An 18,797-nucleotide genomic window follows, 5' to 3' on the forward strand; every position below is an offset into this window, starting at 1 on the left:
TGAATGCTATAAGTGAATTTTCTCTATTAGATCATACTTTTATTTAAAGTGCGATCCCGCCCTGCAGTTATGTGATATTCAAAAAAATCATCTCCTGAAAAAGGAGTTGTAGATGTATAAATAATATTATTTTGATCAATAGTTAATTGTTCACCTTGGTTTGATATTTCATCTACCGACATTTGATAAACTGAAGGTAGATTTTCATCATTAGATATAACGTCAAGTACAGATTTTTAGCTTGCTTTTATACTAAAATTATCTTGAGCAATTTTTATATTAACTTCATTTTTTCATTATCGGTACTTCTATTTTCTGATTTATCATTACATGCAAAAGAAAGCTTGTAATAAGCACTATAAAAAATTTTTAATAATAGATTTTTCATCCTATAAATCCTTATTTTTTAAAAATCACATCACCCATCTTACTTATAAATATAATCAGCATATAGATGAGTAAAACATATAATATTAATGGATCGAGCATTCCAGTGTGTATTGATATAGTTAAAAGTATAAATACAATTAAAAAAGGAGCGCTTTTAATTGGCCGGTTTGCGGTCAAAAATCGATTGCTTCCTAAACAAATGAAAAGCCCCAAAAAAAAACACAAAAAGTAAGTTCCATATTGCCCTACTTCTAAATAAAACTGACCTAAGATAGATGACGTGGTGGTAGACTCTTGCCAATTAGTTCTACCTAGCCAGTAAGATAATAATGTTCTACTATGAGTTTGCTCTCCTGGTAAAACCGTAGAAAAGCCAGCTAGTGTGAACTGCCCATACTGAAGACCAACATCCGGAAGAATCATCGCTATTCCCTTAACAACACTTGCTCCTTCTGCAAACACCAGAATAAATGGTGCAAAAACAAACAATTCTTCAGGCATATCTAAGTTTGCTAGTAACTTTACAACCGCTTCAGGATCATCCTGAAATCTAAGTAGCGGGTATAGTGTTAAAACAGATAAAAGTAAAAGACAGCCAAGTAGCTTAATATTTCTAGTTAAAACAAACCTACCGTACTTAATATTCAAAAAGATGAACATCAAAATAGTTACAACTAAAGGTGTTCTATATCCCATCGTTAGCATAATAAAGCCAACTCCAAAAGTTGCTGCTAATAGATACCTTTTAGGAAGCCAAACATATATAAATGGATAGATAATCCAAATCAAGCCGATTAGATAAGTAAAAAAACCAGACACCTCTGTTCGGTCTCCTATGTTTAGTACTGGTAAGCCATGCAATAAAATTAAAATTAGATAACTACAAAAAGCAACAAAAACACATGAAATTAAAGCTATTGTTAGTAACGGATTAAATTGTATTCCTTCCTCTGGGATTGAAAAATCAATACGTTTAGTATCAGCTTTTTGGAGTTTTCGAATTGCAATAAAGCTATTTCCCATAACTACACCACACATTAGAGAGAGTGCAGAAATTGAGTAAAAGGTTAACTGCCAAATATCAACATATTTAGCGAAAACCCACCCTAAAAAAAAGTAGGCTGTAAAACTTCCAACATAAACTTGCACCAAAGAATTTTGCGTTCTCAGCATTAGTATGATGAAAATTATTACGGATAATGCTAGGTACTTCTCAGGCATGTTTTATCAATCGAATGTATGTTCTTATAAATGCTAACAGCAAGCCAAGAATTCCACCTATAAAAGTAAAAGCGATAACGATAAATGCACGTTTAGGGCCCGCTTTTTCTTCTGGTAAAAATGCACTATCTCTAACTTCAAAACCAAATGTTTTCTTAACCTTAGCAAGGGTTAGCTGCTGATATTGCTCTTGCAGTAATTGGGATAGTGTTACTTTTAAATCTGTGTTGTCGACTTCTTTATACTGAGATTCAATAAACTCTATGCTCTGCTGTGCGTCGACTAAATCTCTACCTCTTAAGTATTCACTTAGATGAATCAATAAAGAATCTAACCATTGCTTTGATATTTCGGGTGAATAAAAAGTAATTGAAACAGTGAGGAGATCTGTTTTCTTATTTTTTGAATAGCTTAATATATCTTGAAACTTCAAAAACAACTCTTCCAATGATGGCTCCACAGACTGGTATGGCTCTACTTCTCTTACCCAAGCTTTATTTTTTCCATCATAAATTTTATCATCTAATAAGAGTTTATTAGTTTCACGTTCCCAGTTTTTTGCTGCAAAAAGAGCTATAGCTATGTCCTCTTTTTCAATAAAAGATTTTATAAAGTCCCTAGACTCTAATGTTTCAACTATCACATTAACATCACTACCACCTAAAGAAACTCCAGCCATGCTAGCCAATCCACCGAATTGGCTTGCCAACGCTCCTAGGTTTGAAGATTTATCTTCACTAACAGCTGATATTTTTGAAAATGAACGATATTCATTAGGTAAACTTAACGAATAAAAAATTGATACGACAGAAAAAATTGTCGTAACTAGAAATATAATTAAAAAGTTATCTTTAATTATTTTAAAGAATGCAAGCATATCACTACTTTTTGTTTTCATTATTTATCCTAAATAAAATTATTTTCGTCTTAATTGAAAGTCCAGAGAACCTTATTTCGATTACATTCTTATATTTATGCCTCTTATTATAAACACCAAACGAACAATGAGAAACAATGAACTTATAATACTCATACTTAAACTGATAAATATCTATAAAAGCAGCTGTACTATATATCCACTATATTTTACTTAGCTACAAATGCATTTACTTGAAGGGACTTAACAGTATCGAATAGGTATAAAACGACAGCCAAAACTAAAAAATAAATTACTAAGGTTTTCACTCACTATTGAGTACGTTTTTAATAGCACCAACCGCTGATATCATTCTAAGATCTCCTGTTCGCTCTTCTATTGCTTCATAATTCTCGTAGCATATAATTACTCATATGAAATCTTTAATGAGTAATTCGGGTTATTACTTTTTTTGCTTGTATATTTCGAACTACAAATGTTATGCAAATAATAGGGAGTAATAGAGCAATCATTTCTATATTAAAAACTTTAAATAATAATAGACTGAGCGACGCAATGGTAACAAGCAAAACCATTAAATTTAGCTTCGCTACAATCGCATCTTTTCCGCGCAAACTTAATGTTGTTAGATAGATAAAACCATATTGCGAACATAAAAAGAGGCACATAATAGCTGCTGGTATGCTAAAAGCTAAATCCCAAGGAACGGCTAACAGTTTTAAATAGCACGCTGTTATTAACAAGCTAACTAAACAACTTCCCCAAATCAGTTTACTGTAACTCTTATTGATATTTATTAGTACATCAGCTGATAAGCTATCTAAGCCTAGCTTTGGTAAAGACTTATTCGCTTGAGTTCGAGGGATCAGCATTGCAATAGAAAAGCACGAAATAGTCAAAGCTACGTATGATGCAATTTGAGGTTCTAAAACCAACTTTGCTGTATACGGGAAACAAAATAGCGCAAAAACACTCGCTGCTGTCGAAATAGCAATATTTATGACTTTCTGCCTTGGTATTTTTTTATTTTCAGGGCTGTTAATTTGTTTTTCATTGAAGCTTAGTACTACAAGTAAACCAATAAAAGATGCTACTACGTAAACAATATATGGTGCGTTAAGATGTTCAATCTGTAATTTACTTAGAATAATTGGAGCAAAGAGACAAATTGCAGAAATAAAACATTCTGCAATAGCTAAAATAAAAAAACCATGCTTAGCTATTCGCTTAAACCTAAACAAATAATAAAAATGTAATGTTATAAGTAGAGGAGCTGAAAAAACTAAATTTGAAATTATTTCCGCAAAATATAAACCACACAAAATGGCCAATGAGATGACTAGCCCACTTAGGGACTGAGTTATCACGGCATTAAATGAATTTCCGTACTCTTGTTTGAGTATAAAAAAGCCATAACTTTGACTAAACATCGTGTTTAAGAGCATTAGAATAAAAAAATCACTACCAAAGGAAGCGGTATTACTCGCACCTAAAAAGAAAATGCAGGATGATAATAAAATGACTCGTGATGCACCTGGACCACCTGTAGCAATAAGCGGAATAAAAACCGTTAATAACCAATTCGCAACTGGTTGTTCAACCTTGTTGTTATGCATATAATCTAAACGATACTTAGCTAACTTGCTTAAATATTGAGATAGAGTATGCCTCGCTTTTAATTTGAATAAACCATGCTGGCTAGAGCTTAATAGCTCCAAAAAAGAGACTTTTTCACCTTTTATTTTTTTTCGATAAAATGCAAAGTTTTCTTTATTTCGTTGATTCATAATTGAAATATGCTTTTTTTCAAATAAATCAATTGCATAAAGCTTATTCTTTACGGATGAAATACGTTCTAACTCTTGATCATCATTAACAATATAGAGCTCTTCACCTAAGCGATAAGCGTCTCCATATTTTGCAATTAATCTTACCCACAAATCATGATCTTGTAGCGCAGGTAATTCAGGATCAAAACCGCCAACCTCTAAAATTCTTTTTCGTTCAACAAGTATTTGATTTGAACACTGGTTTAGATCTAGAGCTGCTGAGACTGAGATAACTTTATTACTAGAGAACAATGATTTTTTATGTGCGCCATAGTCCCAATAATAGCCACTACAAACAAATGCATAATGAGGATCATACACAGCAATTAAGCGTTCTAAACGCTCAGGCAAAAACACATCGTCATCATCTAGGCCGGTGACTAACTCTGTATCTAGCTCTTTAATTGCGCGGTTTCTTGCATTGCATGCCCGTTCAGATTGCTCATTACGAATATATGATACGCGAGGATCCGTTATTGATTTTAGGTATTCAGGTGTTGTATCGGTTGAGCCATCATCTATAATTAACAGCTTAAAATTGCTATATGTTTGCGCTAAAACAGAATCCACAGCTCTTTTTAACAGTTCGACTCGGTTTTTTGTGGGTAGATAAATACCTATCGTCTTATTAAGCATTTTTAGTACCCAGTAGCTGGTTATAACAATCAACAATTAATGATGTTGCTTTTGAAAGTGAGAAAACTTTAGCATCTTTTGCTAGTTTTGTTCTAATTACATTTTGCTGCTGTGGTGGTAGCGATAAATAACGATCTACTGACAGGTAAATCGACTCCACAATTTCACTCTCTGCAACATCACCTGTTTGTTTAATAATAAAATGATCGTCATGTATTTGTGCTAAAGAGCCATCTGTTTTAGTTGCGATACAAGGAACACCCAATGCATGCGCTTCAGAGATTACCAAACCGAAAGATTCATTACGAGATAGAGATAGTAATAAATGTGATGAAGATATAGCTGCTTTTAGTTTATGTGGTTCTAACGAGCCAAAATAAGTTAAATTACTAGTTTTTTGTTCAAGCTTAATAAGTTGGGTATGATAAGAACCACTGCCAACTACAGCAAAACGAAGATTGGGGTACGTTTTAACAAGAGTTATGAAGCGATCCAATCCCTTATTATGATCAAGCGAACCTACAATTATACAATCTATAGACTTATCATCTACATCATTATATTGATAAACAGCATCGTCATAGCCAGCACAAATCACACTGGCGTTTTTTACTGGCTTAAAAAAACGTTTTTGCAATGCTGCTGACGTAAATATCCAATGGTCAACTAATGTTGATAGTCTCTTATATATAGTCTTAGGTGGATCATAACAATAAATATCACCACCATGGCAAGTCACTATAATTTTGACTCGTTGATTACGGCAATACTTATAAATTAAGGCGGTAATAATAGTTGGGTAATAGTAATGAACATGAATGATGTCGTATTTCTTGATAGAAAAAACGTGTTGAATAAAAAAGCTTATGAAAAAATAAGGATATTTTACGGCCTTATGAAAAAGAGAATCTCCGTTAAATTTCATATAAAAATAACTTAAATATTCCACTTTTCGCTTTAATAGAGCAACTTGCTTATCAACAAACAGCCCTAATGTTGGATTCGACTTTTTAGAACCCATATTTGATACAACTAAAATTCTCATGGTGTGTTTTTAATAAACATTTTTCATTTTTGTCGTACTTAATACGGTTTGCATCAAAACTGTAAAGTAACGCTTAAGACTTTGCGTTTGAACCCATTCAATATCAAGTTCAACGATCTTAGCCATATCTAAATCACTGCGACCGTTTATTTGCGCGAGACCTGTAATACCTGGTTTTGCGTTTAAGCGAGCAAACCACTCTTTAGGTAAGTTTTCATACTCTTCAGGCACCCAAGGACGAGGTCCCACAAGCGACATATCACCTTTAAGCACATTGAACAGTTGTGGCAATTCATCAAGGCTCGATTTACGTAAAAAAGAACCTAGCGGAGTAATTCTAGGATCATTTTTAAACTTAATCGTATGCTCGTTTACCTTTTCAAGTTTTTCTTCATTAATAACTTTACTGCTATCCATGCTTCTAAACTTTAATACAGTAAAAACTTTACCATTATAACCTAATCGTTCTTGTGCAAAAAATACAGGAATCCCCATATTAATAGCGATCAAAAAATAAATCACTATTAATATAGGTGAAAGCAGAACAATCGCAATGATCGAAAGTACAATATCAATAAAACGAATTAGTTTGCTTGGCACTGCTTTTGCACCTCATTTGCTAAACGTAACGCTTCTATACCATCTTGGATGCTTACTCGCACTGGAGTATCGTTTAAAATAGCATTTGCAAAGTCAACATGTTCAGCCATCAGCGGCTCGACATTTGGCACAAAGACGCGTTCAACTAGTTGCTCTTGCTTATATTTAACCTCTGAACTATCAGAAACATAAGAACCTTGAGCATGACGATTCAATTCAATTTCTTTACGTAAAAAGTCGACCGAAATGAAGCAGTTTGAACATGAGATTTGTAACGACCTATGCTTTGTTTGAGATACTTTACTCGCTGTAATATCGCATACGATACCACTTTCGGTTTTAAGTAACGCTGTTGCATAATCTAGATTTGATGAATGAAACGCGCCACCTACAGCACTAATTACATTGAGTGGTTCAGATACCAAGCAATTTACGTTGTCTAAATCATGAATCATTAAATCGAGCACAACATCAACATCATTTGCACGATTAGTGTTATAACTTAAGCGGCTTGCTTTAATACTCAGAACTTCTTTATCTTCAAGTATTTTTTTGAGCTCAGGATATACTGGGTTATAACGCTCAACATGACCTATTACTACTACAAGCCCTTTTTCTTCCGCTATTTTTTTTAGCTCTTCGGCTTCACTTATCTCGACTGTTACAGGTTTTTCAATTAAACAATGCTTACCTGCTAATAAGGCTGTTTTTGCTAAGTGATGATGTAGCGTTGTAGGAGCTGCTATTATAACTGCATCTACAGCAGCTAGCATTTCGTCATAGTTATCGTAATAATAACAGCTATATTCATCCGCAACCGCAACACCCGTTTTTTCATTCGGATCAAAAATTCCTTTACATTCAACTAAAGGATTTGCAACTGCAACACGTGTATGGTTGCGGCCCATTGAGCCTGCACCAACAACTCCTACTTTTAGTACTTTTCTAGGGTGATTCATAGTTATTTACTCAGTCCAATTGAATTTAATACCCGGCAAACCGCCTCTATATCTGATTGATTCAAACCTGGGTGAACAGGTAAAGATAACACCTTACGAGATATTTCTCTAGATATCTCGTCGCCTACATTTATGCTTTTATCTTGATAAAACTCTTGTTCCGTCATGCTATAAGGATATACAACTGCCGAGCCTATATTGTTCTCTTTTAAAAGTGACTGAACTTCGTCACGAGCTATATCTTCGACAACAACCGTATATTGGTGATAAACGTGCTTAAATGTAGATGGTAATACAGGTGTTTTTATGTAGGCATTCGCTGCTAAAAGTTCATTATATACTTGTGCATTACTAATGCGCTGAGCATTCATAACAGGTAACTTTTTAAGTTGCTCTAAACCAATTGCAGCACAAATATTAGTCATTCTATAATTATAACCAAGCACATCATGCTTATATTGGTCAACACGTCCATGATTAACATATTTACGAGCAAGGTCAGCTTTAGCTTGATCTTTAAATAATGAAATACCACCTTCGCTAGTAGTCATGTTCTTCGTTGGGTAAAAACTAAAGCATGCGGCATCACCAAAGCTACCCGCTTTGACACCATTTATTTCAGCACCGTGGCTTTGCGCGCAATCCTCAATCACTTGTAAATTATATTTTTCTGCGATCTTCATCAATCTTGGCATATCACACGCCAGACCAAATAGGTGAACCACTAAAATTGCTTTAATACTTGAATCATTGGCATTTTCTAAATACTCTTCCAATCGATCAAGGTCAAGTAAGAAGGTATCTTTGTCAATATCGATAAAAACAGGAGTTGCGCGATTAAATAAGATAGAATTGCTTGATGCAATAAATGTAAAAGGAGTCGTTAATACTTTATCGCCCTCACTGATACCAAGTCCTAATAAAGCTGCATGCAGAGCTGTAGTCCCATTTGATGATGCAACAGCAAAAGGCGCACCGATATAATCCGAAAATGCACTTTCAAAATCAGTGACTATAGTCCCTGATGCAATCATTCCTGATTTCATTACTGCAACAACAGCATCAATTTCTTCTTGGCCTATTTGAGGCTGAGCCATGTTAATCATTTATAAACTCCACTTTAAATTGGTAAAACTTTAATATTCTGCAATGGTAAGCTAAGCTTTTCTTGGCTCTGAGGATGTATAAAGACAGCTTTATTGCCTGTTATTTCAACTAAGTGTTCTGTCGCTACTCGCTCACCATTTTTATAAACAAAACCGACTGACTTTGCAGGGTTTCCAACTACAAGTGCATGTGCTGGAACGTCTTTATTCACAACCGCACCTGAGCCAATCATTGCATATTGACCCACTTTAATTCCGCAAATAAGTGTAGCCCCCGCACCAATAGAAGCCCCTTTTTCTATCAAAGTAGGTGTTACCTTCCAATCATCATTTACAGCTCGTGGGCGAAAGTCATTGGTAAAAATAGCTGATGGACCAACAAACACATCATCTTCGATTGTAACTCCATGATACACAGAAACATTATTTTGTATTTTCACATTGCGACCAATTTTCACATCAAAATCAACATACACATTTTTTGAAATAATGGTATTATCGCCAATGGATGCATTTTCGCGAATCTGCGCTAAATTCCAGACTTTAGTATTTCCACCTAAAATAGCTTTGTCGCTTACTTCTGCGGTTGCGTGAATAAATACTTTACTCATTTTAATCCTTAGGTAAGTTGATTTATATGTTGGATGAAGTCATCTATCGATTGTGTAGATGGCTCGTATATCGCCATATTTTTTTGATTAAACTTTAAATTACTTACGTCAGCTTCTGTAGTAAGCTGTTTTAACATGCTTTTTGATTGTAGAAATTGATCAATCGCACATAGCTTGTCAGAAAATACTGATATTGCTTCTGTTCCTAAGCATGCGGCTTCTCGATTCATACTCCCACCACCACTGATTAACCCATCAGCGTATGCAACTAGTTGAAGCCCGTCTAGAGTAATGTCAGAAAAAAAGAAATCTGGAAATTTAGATTTAATTTCATCTGCCTGCTCACTTGTACGAGGCACAATTAAAGTTGTGCAGTCTAATGAATTTAGCTTAACAAGTACCAACTGAAATATTTCATCATCATTATTATGATACAACGCTAGACTCGGGGGAGGTCGAACTACGATCACTGGTTTATCTAAATCAGCCTTTTGTAACTTAAAAGCTTCAATTAACTTTAACTCAAAACCAGGATCTATTGAAAAATCAGCTAAACTTATGGTTTCTTTAATACCACGATAGAAACGAACATTCTTAGCGCCAAATCGTTTTAAATCTTCTTTAGGAAACACCTCAGGAACAGACACTAATGATGCTAATCGAAAAGCAATATGGTTCGCTGGTTGGCCTTCAAAGTCCATACTGGTTAGGCTTTTAATTCCTAATAACTTTGCAGCAGCAAGTTGAAAATATGAATTATGAGATACAGCAATATCAATATTTTTATTTCGCGAAAAAATTATCAGTTGATAAGTACGACTTATTAAGTTTTTAATCTTACCAAGTTTTGACTTTCCACCATGACCATCAATTAGCGTGGCTTCAAAGGGAGCATTTTCTACCAAACTTTTAGTTTGAGCGAAATCACGATAAGTAACTATAGTTTCATGCCCAGCAGCCTCTAAGCGCTTTATAATTGGTGAGAAAAAAGTCACATGTGGGGAGTTCGTTAAATCTATCCATATTTTCATCAAATAACCCACAATTTTAAAAGGAGAGAATAATATAAGAATAAGCTTAAGCTTAAGCTTACAAGTCAGGCCACGCTAAAAACGATGTGGCTATTTATCAATAGGTATTAAACAACACCAAGCAAAATCAGCAGCTATATTTAGAAAAAATATCAACTCGAAATGTTCTAGAGGTATAACACATAACCTTTAATGTTATGTCAGTAGAGTCCCATTCATAAAATACTGATTCCGCTGAACTATAAATCACTAAGCCAAATTTACAAAGTGAATCAAGACTACAGACACAAAACACTTACATAAAATTACAATAAAACACATTCCCTCAACATCACTAAGGTTATTAGCTGTTTTTAGGAGTGGCTCTATTATGTATAAATTAGGGTATTGTAGAGTTTATATTTCGGCGAAAATCTTTTTCCACATTTCTGTACTTTGAGCTTTATATTGTTCACTTGTGGCGTGAAGCGTGTCAAGCCATTGTGGTTCTGGGTTTAGTAAGCAATGTAATTTACTCTGTAAAACATATTCATCCATTTGTGAAGTCAACAGCAAGTGCTCACTCTTGTATTCCCTAAACAACTCTTGGTATTTATGACTCCAACCAGTGGCAATGCACGGAATACCTTGTGATAAAGCACTAACGCAGCCATGAAATCTTGAGCTTACTACTGCTCTGGCCATGCCAATGACGTTTTTAACTGCAATTGCTGTGGCAGGTTCGATTATATCGCATGGACTATTGACACCTTGCTGGATGACTAAACATAAATCACGATCATCGTGACCGCTGTGATTTAGGATAACAACAGGGACCCCTTCATTCATTGCTTGATTGATCAATGTGACCATCATAGTTGTATAGTTTGTTTTCCAATGTTGGTCTTTATTTTTACTGCTTAACATTTTTGAATTTGGTATCACTATAAGATGATTCTTATATGCAATATATTGTTCATCCGACATGGCGGTAACTAAATTTGTGAAATCAGGCATTTGGTAGTAATTACGAGTAGTGCTTGAAAGCAAATCATGAATATATTGATACGATGGTTTTTCACGCGCAAAAACAATTTTCGCATCCGAAAATGCTTTTGTGGCGTATAGCTTATTTTTTTTCCGAGTAAAAGGGCCTAATGATTGCGGCATAAAAATGTATATTTTTTTCTTTCTCTTAAGTCGTGAAACTTCACTCGCAACTTGTCGTAATATCAAGTCAGGCCACTGATCACCATAACTGAATCCTGAAGCATCAAGTACAACATCGACGTCAGCTTCAGTTACTACGCCAAAACGCTCTTTAAAATAATTACGGGCTTTAGCAGGAACAAAATAAAATATAGAATTAAAGTCGAAAATATTCTTTCTTAAATTTATTTTTTGAAAAGCACCTGCAGCAGCACGCTTGCTATAGGGTGAGTTTGCATTATGAGCCAAACAAACTTCGGCATCTGGCAAATGTTTTTTTAGCTGTTGTAAAATAGCAAACAACATTAACTCCGCACCTTTATTTACAAATTGCACACCTTTAATTTCAATTAGCACACTATGACCTTATTACTAGTGTTTACAAAGCATGAAGCTTATACGCCATACCTATGGCATTCAAGCTTTCAGTGCCAATTTCAACAGGGTAATATATAATATCCTTTTTACTAATATAGAAACTTATCGCTGAAATGGCCTCAAGTGTTAAAAATAGCCTGCTATTAATCTTTGAAAAAGTCATTTTACTTGGCCTTAGCTTTATCAATAGCATTTTGCTGGCACGTCTAGCTGGCCCTTCCCTGTTTGGAGAGTACTCTTACATACTCTCTTTTGCTGGTATTTTTGCGCCACTTACCGCAATGGGCCTTAACAATATCATTACTAAGTACGTTGTTAAGCACCCAACAAATAGCCACTACTATATTTCCAGCGCTTTAGTTATTCGCTTTATAGGTACACTCTCCGCAATTGTAGCAGCCTCATTTATTTGCTTTAGCGCAGCCCAACAAAGCAATAGTTCGGTGCTAATTGTTGTTTTAGTTGCAATGCAGGGCTTTAGTTTATTTTATGTCATTGAATACTATTATTTAGCAAAAAGGCAAGTGAGCCTGTTGTTAACACTAAGGTTATCGACACTTTTTATAATCAATGCATTAAAACTCATCGCAATACTTAATAGCGCGACATTAACAACATTAGTTTTATTACAGGGCTTAGAGTTTGTAGTTATTGGGTGCTGCTATTATTTTACATATGTATACCAGCAACATCATAAAAAGATTAAAAAACGCCCTACCAAAAACACTTATTTTGCGCTTTTCCATAAGGGAAAGTGGCTTCTAATGTCTGGTATAGCAGCCATTTTATATTTGAAAATTGACCAAATAATGATAGCACAACTAGTCAATAGTGAAGCTGTTGCATATTACGCTGCGGCAGCTAAGTTATCTGAGTTTTGGTATGTATTTCCGATATTAATTGCCAATGTATTCACCGCGCAACTTAGTCAATACAAATTCAGAAACCAAAAGCAATACACTATGTTGATCCGCCAATTAATTTGTCTAATGACTATGGCAGCTATTATTTTAAGCATTATCATATGGCTAATTTCCGAACCTTTAATTACATTTTTATATGGTGAGGTATATCAACAAAGCGCAGCAATATTAAGTGTGCATATATTTGCCAGTATTTTTATTTTTCAGCGAGCTATACTTTCAAAGTGGCTCATTATAGAAAAATTATATAAATTTAGCTTTTTATCAAGCATACTTGGAGCGATAACAAACATCATTTTAAATTTAATTTTTATTCCAAAATATCAAGGGCTTGGAGCAGCTTGGGCTACTGTTATTTCGTACATGGTTGCAAGCTATGGTTTTTTGTTTTTTAACATAAAAACCAAACAATATGCCCTGCTATTACATCAAGCTATGTTAGACTCTCCGTCCATCGTTAGATCATCTATAAAACAACTAATATCACGCCGCCCATGAAACTATTTATAAAACACAATGCAAAACGTATTTTCCATAGCTTAGGTTATGATGTTCAATTACATCGAGTCGCGCAACACCCAACAAATGGGGCCCCTATAGCGTTTGTTCATGTACCAAAATCAGGCGGTATTTCAATAGATTTAGCAATGCGTGAGCAATTTGCGATTGCAGGACAGTCTCGCTTTAGCCGAGAAGGTGCTATTGCCATGAGTCTAGCTACATTTAATCAACCTATTACAGGTCTAGATAGCATCAGCCAATTTAGTGACCACCATTCGGGACAATTAAATGGCTTATTGGCATACCATTTAGCCCAAAACTGGCCTTATATAAGTGGCCACGTTTGTACTAATAAGCAGATTATCGAGCAATATTCAGAGCGTTATAATTTTGTCACTGTGCTGCGAGATCCCGTTAGCCGCTTTACTTCAAACTACATATTTAATAAATTAACTAATAAATTACCCATTATGGCACCCAACAATCTGAGTACCGATGGTTTAACTGCAGAGGTTGATGAAATACTTGCTCATCGTCGTGGTTGGCAAATGGCAAATGTAATGAGCATGTGTATTACAGGGCGCTTTGCAAAAGATCACGATGACGCTAAATTAATTCAACAAGAGTTTAGCTATAATTTAGAGCGTTATAAAGTAGTCGGTTTTTTAGATGATTTAACAAGCTTTGCAGCGCAAATAAAGCAACTTACCAATAAGCAAATAAATATTGGCAGTCATAACGTAACCGCCAGCCACCTAGAGCCAAGCCAACAACACGTTAAAGAGACTCTACAATCGTATTTAAACGAACCTAATATCAAAAAACAAATTGAGCACTTATGCCGGTTTGATTCTGAAAACTATCTTCGAGCGAAAGATAAATACAAATAAAACAGTAGGTGCGAAACTTGCCCGCGCGAAACGTGAGATTGCCCATATTATATATAGAACTTGATACATAAAGTTTAAATTAATTACTACTTTTTATTTATCTAATATTATTTATTTAATTTTATTAAGAAGGCTCCGCTTTGCAGTTTAGAAAAGATATAAACGGACTTAGAGCTATAGCAGTCATCGCTGTTGTTTTATACCATTTTAATGACTCTTGGATGCCAGGTGGCTTTGCCGGAGTAGATGTATTTTTCGTTATTTCAGGCTTTTTAATGACGGGAATAATATTCAGAGGGATAGAGCAGCAAGATTTTTCGATTCTGAAGTTTTATATAGCACGTGCAAAAAGAATAATTCCCGCATTAGCAACACTATGTATAGCACTATTAGTTTTTGGCTGGTTTTTTGAACTCGATCATGTTTACACAACAATGTCTAAACACATATTCGTTTCATTGAGTTTTTTTTCTAACATGACTTACTGGAAAGAGTCTGGTTATTTCGATGCTGTATCACATGAAAAATGGCTACTACACTCTTGGTCACTTTCAGTGGAGTGGCAGTTTTATATACTTTATCCATTAGCACTTACTGCAATGACAAAATTCATGTCAGTAAAGACGATAAAAATAACTATTTTACTTGCTACAGTATTAAGCTTTCTTGTATGTGTTATAGCCACTAATAAATGGCCTACGGCGGCTTACTATTTACTACCCGCACGCGCCTGGGAGATGATGCTAGGAGGGTTAGCTTTCCTTTATCCAATGGCGGCTCTAACTAATACAAGAAAAAAACGATTGGAGTATCTTGGTTTAACATTGGTTATAGGTTCTTATTTTTTAATCTCAAAGGAAAACCTTTGGCCTGGCTACTTAGCAATATTTCCAGCCCTTGGTACATTTTTTATAATTCAGGCACAATCTAACAATAATGTCGTTACTAATAACATTCTATTCCAAAAGCTAGGAACGTGGTCTTACTCTATCTATTTATGGCATTGGCCATTAGTCGTTTTTATGAACAGTTATTTAACTAACACTACTAAAAACTCTTTTCTATTAATCATACTATCTCTTTTCTTCGGTATGCTTTCTTATAAGGTAATAGAGAAAAAGACTTCAGGGGTAAGAACCGTTTTTTTAATGTTAACAGCACTGGGACTTGCCTCTTTTGTTTATCTAAATAATGGTAATTTTAGTTTTAGAGTAAAGTCTCAAGATCCAGCAAATCAATTTATTAATACTTACAAAAATTATGTCATGGATCCAACTGGTTTATTTTTGAAATGCAACGCATCTTATCGAATTCTTAAAACACACACTCCACAAGTTAGCGATGAATGTATAAGCTCAAAAAAAGGTGGTGTCTTTTTATGGGGTGACTCACATTTGGGTGCGATATCTACTGGCTTACGCGCTGTGATGCCTCTGAATATGCCTTTTAGTTTATTAGCATCATCGGGTTGCGCCCCATCTTTTATTCATAAAAGAAATGGCTTTAACCGCCATGATGTCGGTTGTGATTACTCAAACAACTTAGCTTACCAAGCTATCTTAGATACACAACCTGACATGGTAATATTAGCTCAGCGTGGCTGGCATGAAAAAAATGACTGGGAAAATACTATTAATCAGCTATATAGCATGGGGGTTTCAAAAGTCATAGTGATCGGCCCGCTACCACAATGGAAGCCTTCACTCCCTGTGATTTATTTAAAAAGGCATAAAGGCCAAGAGTTTATTTCTGACCCTAATTTTGATGATATGGCTTTAAAAAGCAACTCTTATTTATTAAATTTCCATGCAAAGAATAACAATTTCATATTTGTAAATATGCTAGAAAATTTGTGCTTTGATCATGATAATAAACTTACTTGCAGAGCGAAAGTTGGAGATACATTAATTGCTTTTGACTACGGGCATTTGACTCTCGAAGGCTCTAAATTTGTAGCAAATAAATATATCCTTCCTGCAATTATGGCTCCGTCTGTTCATTAATACAGTGCTGTGTGGCCCTAGTTAGGACTGCCGCAGCATTCTTAGGTTAACCTACGAATGTCATATTTTCCACCGCGTAAAAGGCAAGGCGTTGCTCACACGGTTAGAGCAACACCTAATGATTTGATTTAACCTGATAACAACCTAAAGTAGTCGTGCCTAGAGGCTAAATGAATTAATGAGGTTTTCGTAGTCCTTTTTAATAACACTTTCTACTTTTTCATTGCCGCTGACCGAGAATGTAATCACTTGATTATTTGCTTTATCAAGCACTGCTAGGTTATGGATTATTTGCTTATTTCCATCTATATCGCCTGTGAAGGTATATTCATAGTTAGGATATTGCCCTTTATAAATAGCGTCATCAGTACCTACTTTAGTAAATTTTAAGTCTTTAAAACCATGCTGAATCATGCCTTGAACTGCAGTGTTAAGAAAACCTTTCCACTCTTCCTGTGAGCCAGTGTACTGTTGACCTATTAAATGCTGGCAAATAACATTACTGGCAATATTAGCGCCATTTTTGGTTCGTACGGCAACATATTGCTTTAGTTTTAACTCTACACCTTTAGAAATGTTAATCGTTTGCTCTTTTACACTAGGGTCTGTTAAAAAGCTGACATCAAATTTGCAACTACTATCACTAATTCCAGATATATCTTTGACACCTGACTCTTTAGCATTAACAGTATTTAGGCCTACACTTGAGTTTAAAAATATTAGAGCACAAAGTATTAAAGCGGGTTGTAATTTCATAGTTATTCCTCATCATTCATAAATATTAAATACAAAAAACCCGGCCTAAGCCGGGTTTTTTAACATATTGACTAAACAATATTATTTTTGTTGTGAGCTAGATACTTCAGTACGGCCTTGGTCATTTTGGCTTACTGCGTATACGCCTACATCATTTTTAAACGCATCAAGATTGAATGTGATGCTTAGTTTAGTTGACTTACCTTGAAGGTTGAATAACTCATCCATGTATTTCATAGATAGTTTTTCAACTGTGTCAGGGCGAAGGTTAAAACCAAGATCCATTGGACCATACTCAAAACCGTTGTTATCGATAGCAGTTACGATAACATCAACTTCACGATTGATTTCGTTAGAGAAGTGGATGAATGAGTTAGTGCTTGGAGCATTGATTGGCATATATGGTACGTTAACGATAGTCGCGTCAATAGTCCACTTACCTGCATCAACATTGTCATACAATGGGTACCCATTAGTTGGGATATCTTTTACGTTGTTATCAGCATTGTAAACTGTAACAGTCGCTTTAACATCACCAGTTACTGGGATTTCAGTCGCTTCATCGTCGTTCGGTGTAGTTGAATCATCTTCATTAGTGAAAACTAGTTGCTCTGAAACAGATTGCTTAAGACCTACTAATGAATCATAACGAACATCAACAGCAACAGTTTTACCTTCAGTGTTTGTTACAAGTGGGCTTAAAGCACCTTGTGGCACAGTTGCTGGAGCTGAAGTTACTTTAAGGTCAATCGCAGGGCGAGATACGCCAGAGAAATCTTCTACGCCATCAAAGTTACCGTTAAATACAACTTTCAAATCAGCGCCTAAAAGTGCTAAACCTAATGTTTCATCATTAGTTAAAGTGTATTCAATCTCATCAGATTCAATTGAAGTGAAGTTAGTTTTTGCCCAATCAGTCTGGTCAGTACGGCTGATAACACCGTCTAATTTTTGAGTGATGCCAAAGCTGAACTGAGAAACTTCTTTAGCAAGCTCACCAACACCAGTTTCGATTAGAGAACCATCTGCTTTATTTGAGATATAGTTGATGTTAGATACACCAGCGATAAATACTTTATCTGAAGCTAAACCAAGATCTGCACCAGTTGAATCAACATCAAGACCGTGTTCACCTAAAGTTACACGGAAAGCAGAGTTTGCTGTTAATGGGTTACCAAGGTTTACTTTGAAGCTAATTGCGTCAGTTTCGCCTTTAGTTTGATCACGGTCGAAAACTTTAACGTCATCGAATGTGAAGCTACCAGTACCATAGTTGAACGCTACATCGTTAGCGTATGCAGTACCGCCACCAACTGTTTGAGTAACTGCACCACCAACTAGACCGTTGATATCAACGTTTTTGTCGAAGTTAATAGTGATTATAGATGCTGATGGGTGATCTTTGTCTACCACTACATCAAAAATTACAGTTTGTTCTGTTGGTAAAACACCTAGTGCTGCACCTTCTTTAGAAAGGCTTAGAGCATCACTAGAGATCGTTGCAGCTTGTGCACCCATTGCACCAAATACAGCAGTTGCTAAAAGTGCTTTTTTGAAAAGTTTCATTTTATCCATTCTCCTAGTTTCATGAAACTTGTGTATAACTAATTTTAGCGATACACCAAGACTTATTATTGTTCTGACAGGAGGTTGTCAGATCAATGCAAATTTAAGGGCTTATTCTAACTATGTCAAGTAAATAACATACTATTGCTAGTATTAACGAGTAATACTTAAACATAGCATTAACGATTACCTCACACTAATGTGATTGTGTAATACGAACTTCGCCCAACTAAAACTATAACTAATAGCTCATCAATTATTGAATCATAACTAAATTACTATGACAT

Annotated in this window: 16 protein-coding genes and 1 pseudogene; 3 read left to right on the top strand and 14 right to left on the bottom strand. The window is 35.1% G+C overall.

What is annotated here, in order from left to right; genetic code table 11:
* Positions 1 to 26: 26 nt before the first annotated feature.
* From NDQ71_RS10075 to NDQ71_RS10125, 12 genes and pseudogenes are all read right to left on the bottom strand, one after another.
* Positions 27 to 182, bottom strand: a complete 156-nt coding sequence (locus NDQ71_RS10075; RefSeq protein WP_301561562.1) for a hypothetical protein — start codon at positions 180 to 182, stop codon at positions 27 to 29.
* A gap of 217 nt (positions 183 to 399) precedes the next feature.
* Positions 400 to 1,611, bottom strand: a complete 1,212-nt coding sequence (locus tag NDQ71_RS10080; protein WP_301561563.1) for a hypothetical protein — start codon at positions 1,609 to 1,611, stop codon at positions 400 to 402.
* Entirely contained in the window at positions 1,604 to 2,509 is a 906-nt protein-coding gene (locus tag NDQ71_RS10085) for a Wzz/FepE/Etk N-terminal domain-containing protein (RefSeq protein ID WP_301561564.1), read from the bottom strand. The genes NDQ71_RS10080 and NDQ71_RS10085 overlap by 8 nt, the downstream gene beginning before the upstream one ends.
* 507 nt (positions 2,510 to 3,016) lie before the next feature.
* Positions 3,017 to 3,142 carry an SWIM zinc finger family protein gene (locus NDQ71_RS24390; protein ID WP_367318015.1) on the bottom strand — a complete coding sequence of 42 codons (126 nt, stop codon included), beginning with the start codon at positions 3,140 to 3,142 and terminating at the stop codon, positions 3,017 to 3,019.
* A 1,334-nt stretch (positions 3,143 to 4,476) separates the two neighbouring features.
* Positions 4,477 to 4,953: pseudogene (locus NDQ71_RS24395) on the bottom strand (glycosyltransferase family 2 protein); the annotation flags it as partial.
* A complete protein-coding gene (locus tag NDQ71_RS10095; protein ID WP_301561566.1) occupies positions 4,946 to 5,974 on the bottom strand; it encodes a glycosyltransferase family 4 protein in 1,029 nt (342 codons plus the stop codon). The gene NDQ71_RS10095 and the pseudogene NDQ71_RS24395, both read right to left, overlap by 8 nt.
* Positions 5,975 to 6,007: 33 nt before the next feature.
* Complete coding sequence (locus NDQ71_RS10100; RefSeq protein ID WP_301561567.1) at positions 6,008 to 6,598, bottom strand: sugar transferase; 591 nt, start codon at positions 6,596 to 6,598, stop codon at positions 6,008 to 6,010.
* On the bottom strand, positions 6,583 to 7,557 hold the full coding sequence (locus NDQ71_RS10105) for a Gfo/Idh/MocA family protein (protein WP_301561568.1): 975 nt from the start codon (positions 7,555 to 7,557) through the stop codon (positions 6,583 to 6,585). The genes NDQ71_RS10100 and NDQ71_RS10105 overlap by 16 nt, the downstream gene beginning before the upstream one ends.
* 2 nt (positions 7,558 to 7,559) lie before the next feature.
* Positions 7,560 to 8,654 (bottom strand): DegT/DnrJ/EryC1/StrS aminotransferase family protein, encoded by a 1,095-nt coding sequence (locus tag NDQ71_RS10110; RefSeq protein ID WP_301561569.1) that lies wholly within the window; start codon positions 8,652 to 8,654, stop codon positions 7,560 to 7,562.
* Positions 8,655 to 8,677: 23 nt separating this feature from the next.
* On the bottom strand, positions 8,678 to 9,274 hold the full coding sequence (locus NDQ71_RS10115; RefSeq protein ID WP_301561570.1) for an acyltransferase: 597 nt from the start codon (positions 9,272 to 9,274) through the stop codon (positions 8,678 to 8,680).
* Between the two features lie 8 nt (positions 9,275 to 9,282).
* Positions 9,283 to 10,305, bottom strand: coding sequence for a DUF354 domain-containing protein (locus tag NDQ71_RS10120; protein WP_301561571.1), 1,023 nt, complete (start codon positions 10,303 to 10,305; stop codon positions 9,283 to 9,285).
* 396 nt (positions 10,306 to 10,701) lie between these two features.
* Positions 10,702 to 11,850, bottom strand: a complete 1,149-nt coding sequence (locus NDQ71_RS10125) for a polysaccharide pyruvyl transferase family protein (RefSeq protein ID WP_301561572.1) — start codon at positions 11,848 to 11,850, stop codon at positions 10,702 to 10,704.
* 134 nt (positions 11,851 to 11,984) lie between these two features.
* Between NDQ71_RS10125 and NDQ71_RS10130 the strand changes: the two genes are divergently transcribed.
* The 3 genes from NDQ71_RS10130 (at position 11,985) to NDQ71_RS10140 (ending at position 16,188) form a co-directional block, all read left to right on the top strand.
* The gene (locus NDQ71_RS10130) at positions 11,985 to 13,292 is read left to right on the top strand and encodes a flippase (protein WP_301561573.1); all 1,308 of its coding nucleotides are present in this window, start codon (positions 11,985 to 11,987) and stop codon (positions 13,290 to 13,292) included.
* Positions 13,289 to 14,185: a sulfotransferase family 2 domain-containing protein gene (locus tag NDQ71_RS10135; RefSeq protein WP_301561574.1), complete on the top strand. Its 897-nt coding sequence runs from the start codon at positions 13,289 to 13,291 to the stop codon at positions 14,183 to 14,185. Before NDQ71_RS10130 ends, NDQ71_RS10135 begins: the two co-directional genes overlap by 4 nt.
* Positions 14,186 to 14,325: 140 nt before the next feature.
* Positions 14,326 to 16,188: an acyltransferase family protein gene (locus NDQ71_RS10140; protein ID WP_301561575.1), complete on the top strand. Its 1,863-nt coding sequence runs from the start codon at positions 14,326 to 14,328 to the stop codon at positions 16,186 to 16,188.
* A 159-nt stretch (positions 16,189 to 16,347) separates the two neighbouring features.
* Here NDQ71_RS10140 and NDQ71_RS10145 read toward each other — a convergent pair whose 3' ends face one another.
* Positions 16,348 to 16,944, bottom strand: a complete 597-nt coding sequence (locus tag NDQ71_RS10145; protein WP_301561576.1) for a hypothetical protein — start codon at positions 16,942 to 16,944, stop codon at positions 16,348 to 16,350.
* An 81-nt stretch (positions 16,945 to 17,025) separates the two neighbouring features.
* Positions 17,026 to 18,510: a hypothetical protein gene (locus tag NDQ71_RS10150; RefSeq protein WP_301561577.1), complete on the bottom strand. Its 1,485-nt coding sequence runs from the start codon at positions 18,508 to 18,510 to the stop codon at positions 17,026 to 17,028.
* Positions 18,511 to 18,797 lie beyond the last annotated feature (287 nt).

Source organism: Pseudoalteromonas sp. KG3 (assembly GCF_030436385.1).
Taxonomy (GTDB): Bacteria; Pseudomonadota; Gammaproteobacteria; order Enterobacterales; family Alteromonadaceae; genus Pseudoalteromonas; species Pseudoalteromonas prydzensis.

Bases quoted from the DNA above. Each gene is read 5' to 3' on its own strand.
- NDQ71_RS10075 (WP_301561562.1), bottom strand. From the start codon at position 182: ATGTCGGTAGATGAAATATCAAACCAAGGTGAACAATTAACTATTGAT.
- NDQ71_RS10080 (WP_301561563.1), bottom strand. From the start codon at position 1,611: ATGCCTGAGAAGTACCTAGCATTATCCGTAATAATTTTCATCATACTA.
- NDQ71_RS10085 (WP_301561564.1), bottom strand. From the start codon at position 2,509: ATGAAAACAAAAAGTAGTGATATGCTTGCATTCTTTAAAATAATTAAA.
- NDQ71_RS24390 (WP_367318015.1), bottom strand. From the start codon at position 3,142: ATGTTCGCAATATGGTTTTATCTATCTAACAACATTAAGTTTGCGCGG.
- NDQ71_RS10095 (WP_301561566.1), bottom strand. From the start codon at position 5,974: ATGGGTTCTAAAAAGTCGAATCCAACATTAGGGCTGTTTGTTGATAAG.
- NDQ71_RS10105 (WP_301561568.1), bottom strand. From the start codon at position 7,557: ATGAATCACCCTAGAAAAGTACTAAAAGTAGGAGTTGTTGGTGCAGGC.
- NDQ71_RS10110 (WP_301561569.1), bottom strand. From the start codon at position 8,654: ATGGCTCAGCCTCAAATAGGCCAAGAAGAAATTGATGCTGTTGTTGCA.
- NDQ71_RS10115 (WP_301561570.1), bottom strand. From the start codon at position 9,274: ATGAGTAAAGTATTTATTCACGCAACCGCAGAAGTAAGCGACAAAGCT.
- NDQ71_RS10120 (WP_301561571.1), bottom strand. From the start codon at position 10,305: ATGAAAATATGGATAGATTTAACGAACTCCCCACATGTGACTTTTTTC.
- NDQ71_RS10130 (WP_301561573.1), top strand. From the start codon at position 11,985: ATGGCCTCAAGTGTTAAAAATAGCCTGCTATTAATCTTTGAAAAAGTC.
- NDQ71_RS10135 (WP_301561574.1), top strand. From the start codon at position 13,289: ATGAAACTATTTATAAAACACAATGCAAAACGTATTTTCCATAGCTTA.
- NDQ71_RS10145 (WP_301561576.1), bottom strand. From the start codon at position 16,944: ATGAAATTACAACCCGCTTTAATACTTTGTGCTCTAATATTTTTAAAC.
- NDQ71_RS10150 (WP_301561577.1), bottom strand. From the start codon at position 18,510: ATGAAACTTTTCAAAAAAGCACTTTTAGCAACTGCTGTATTTGGTGCA.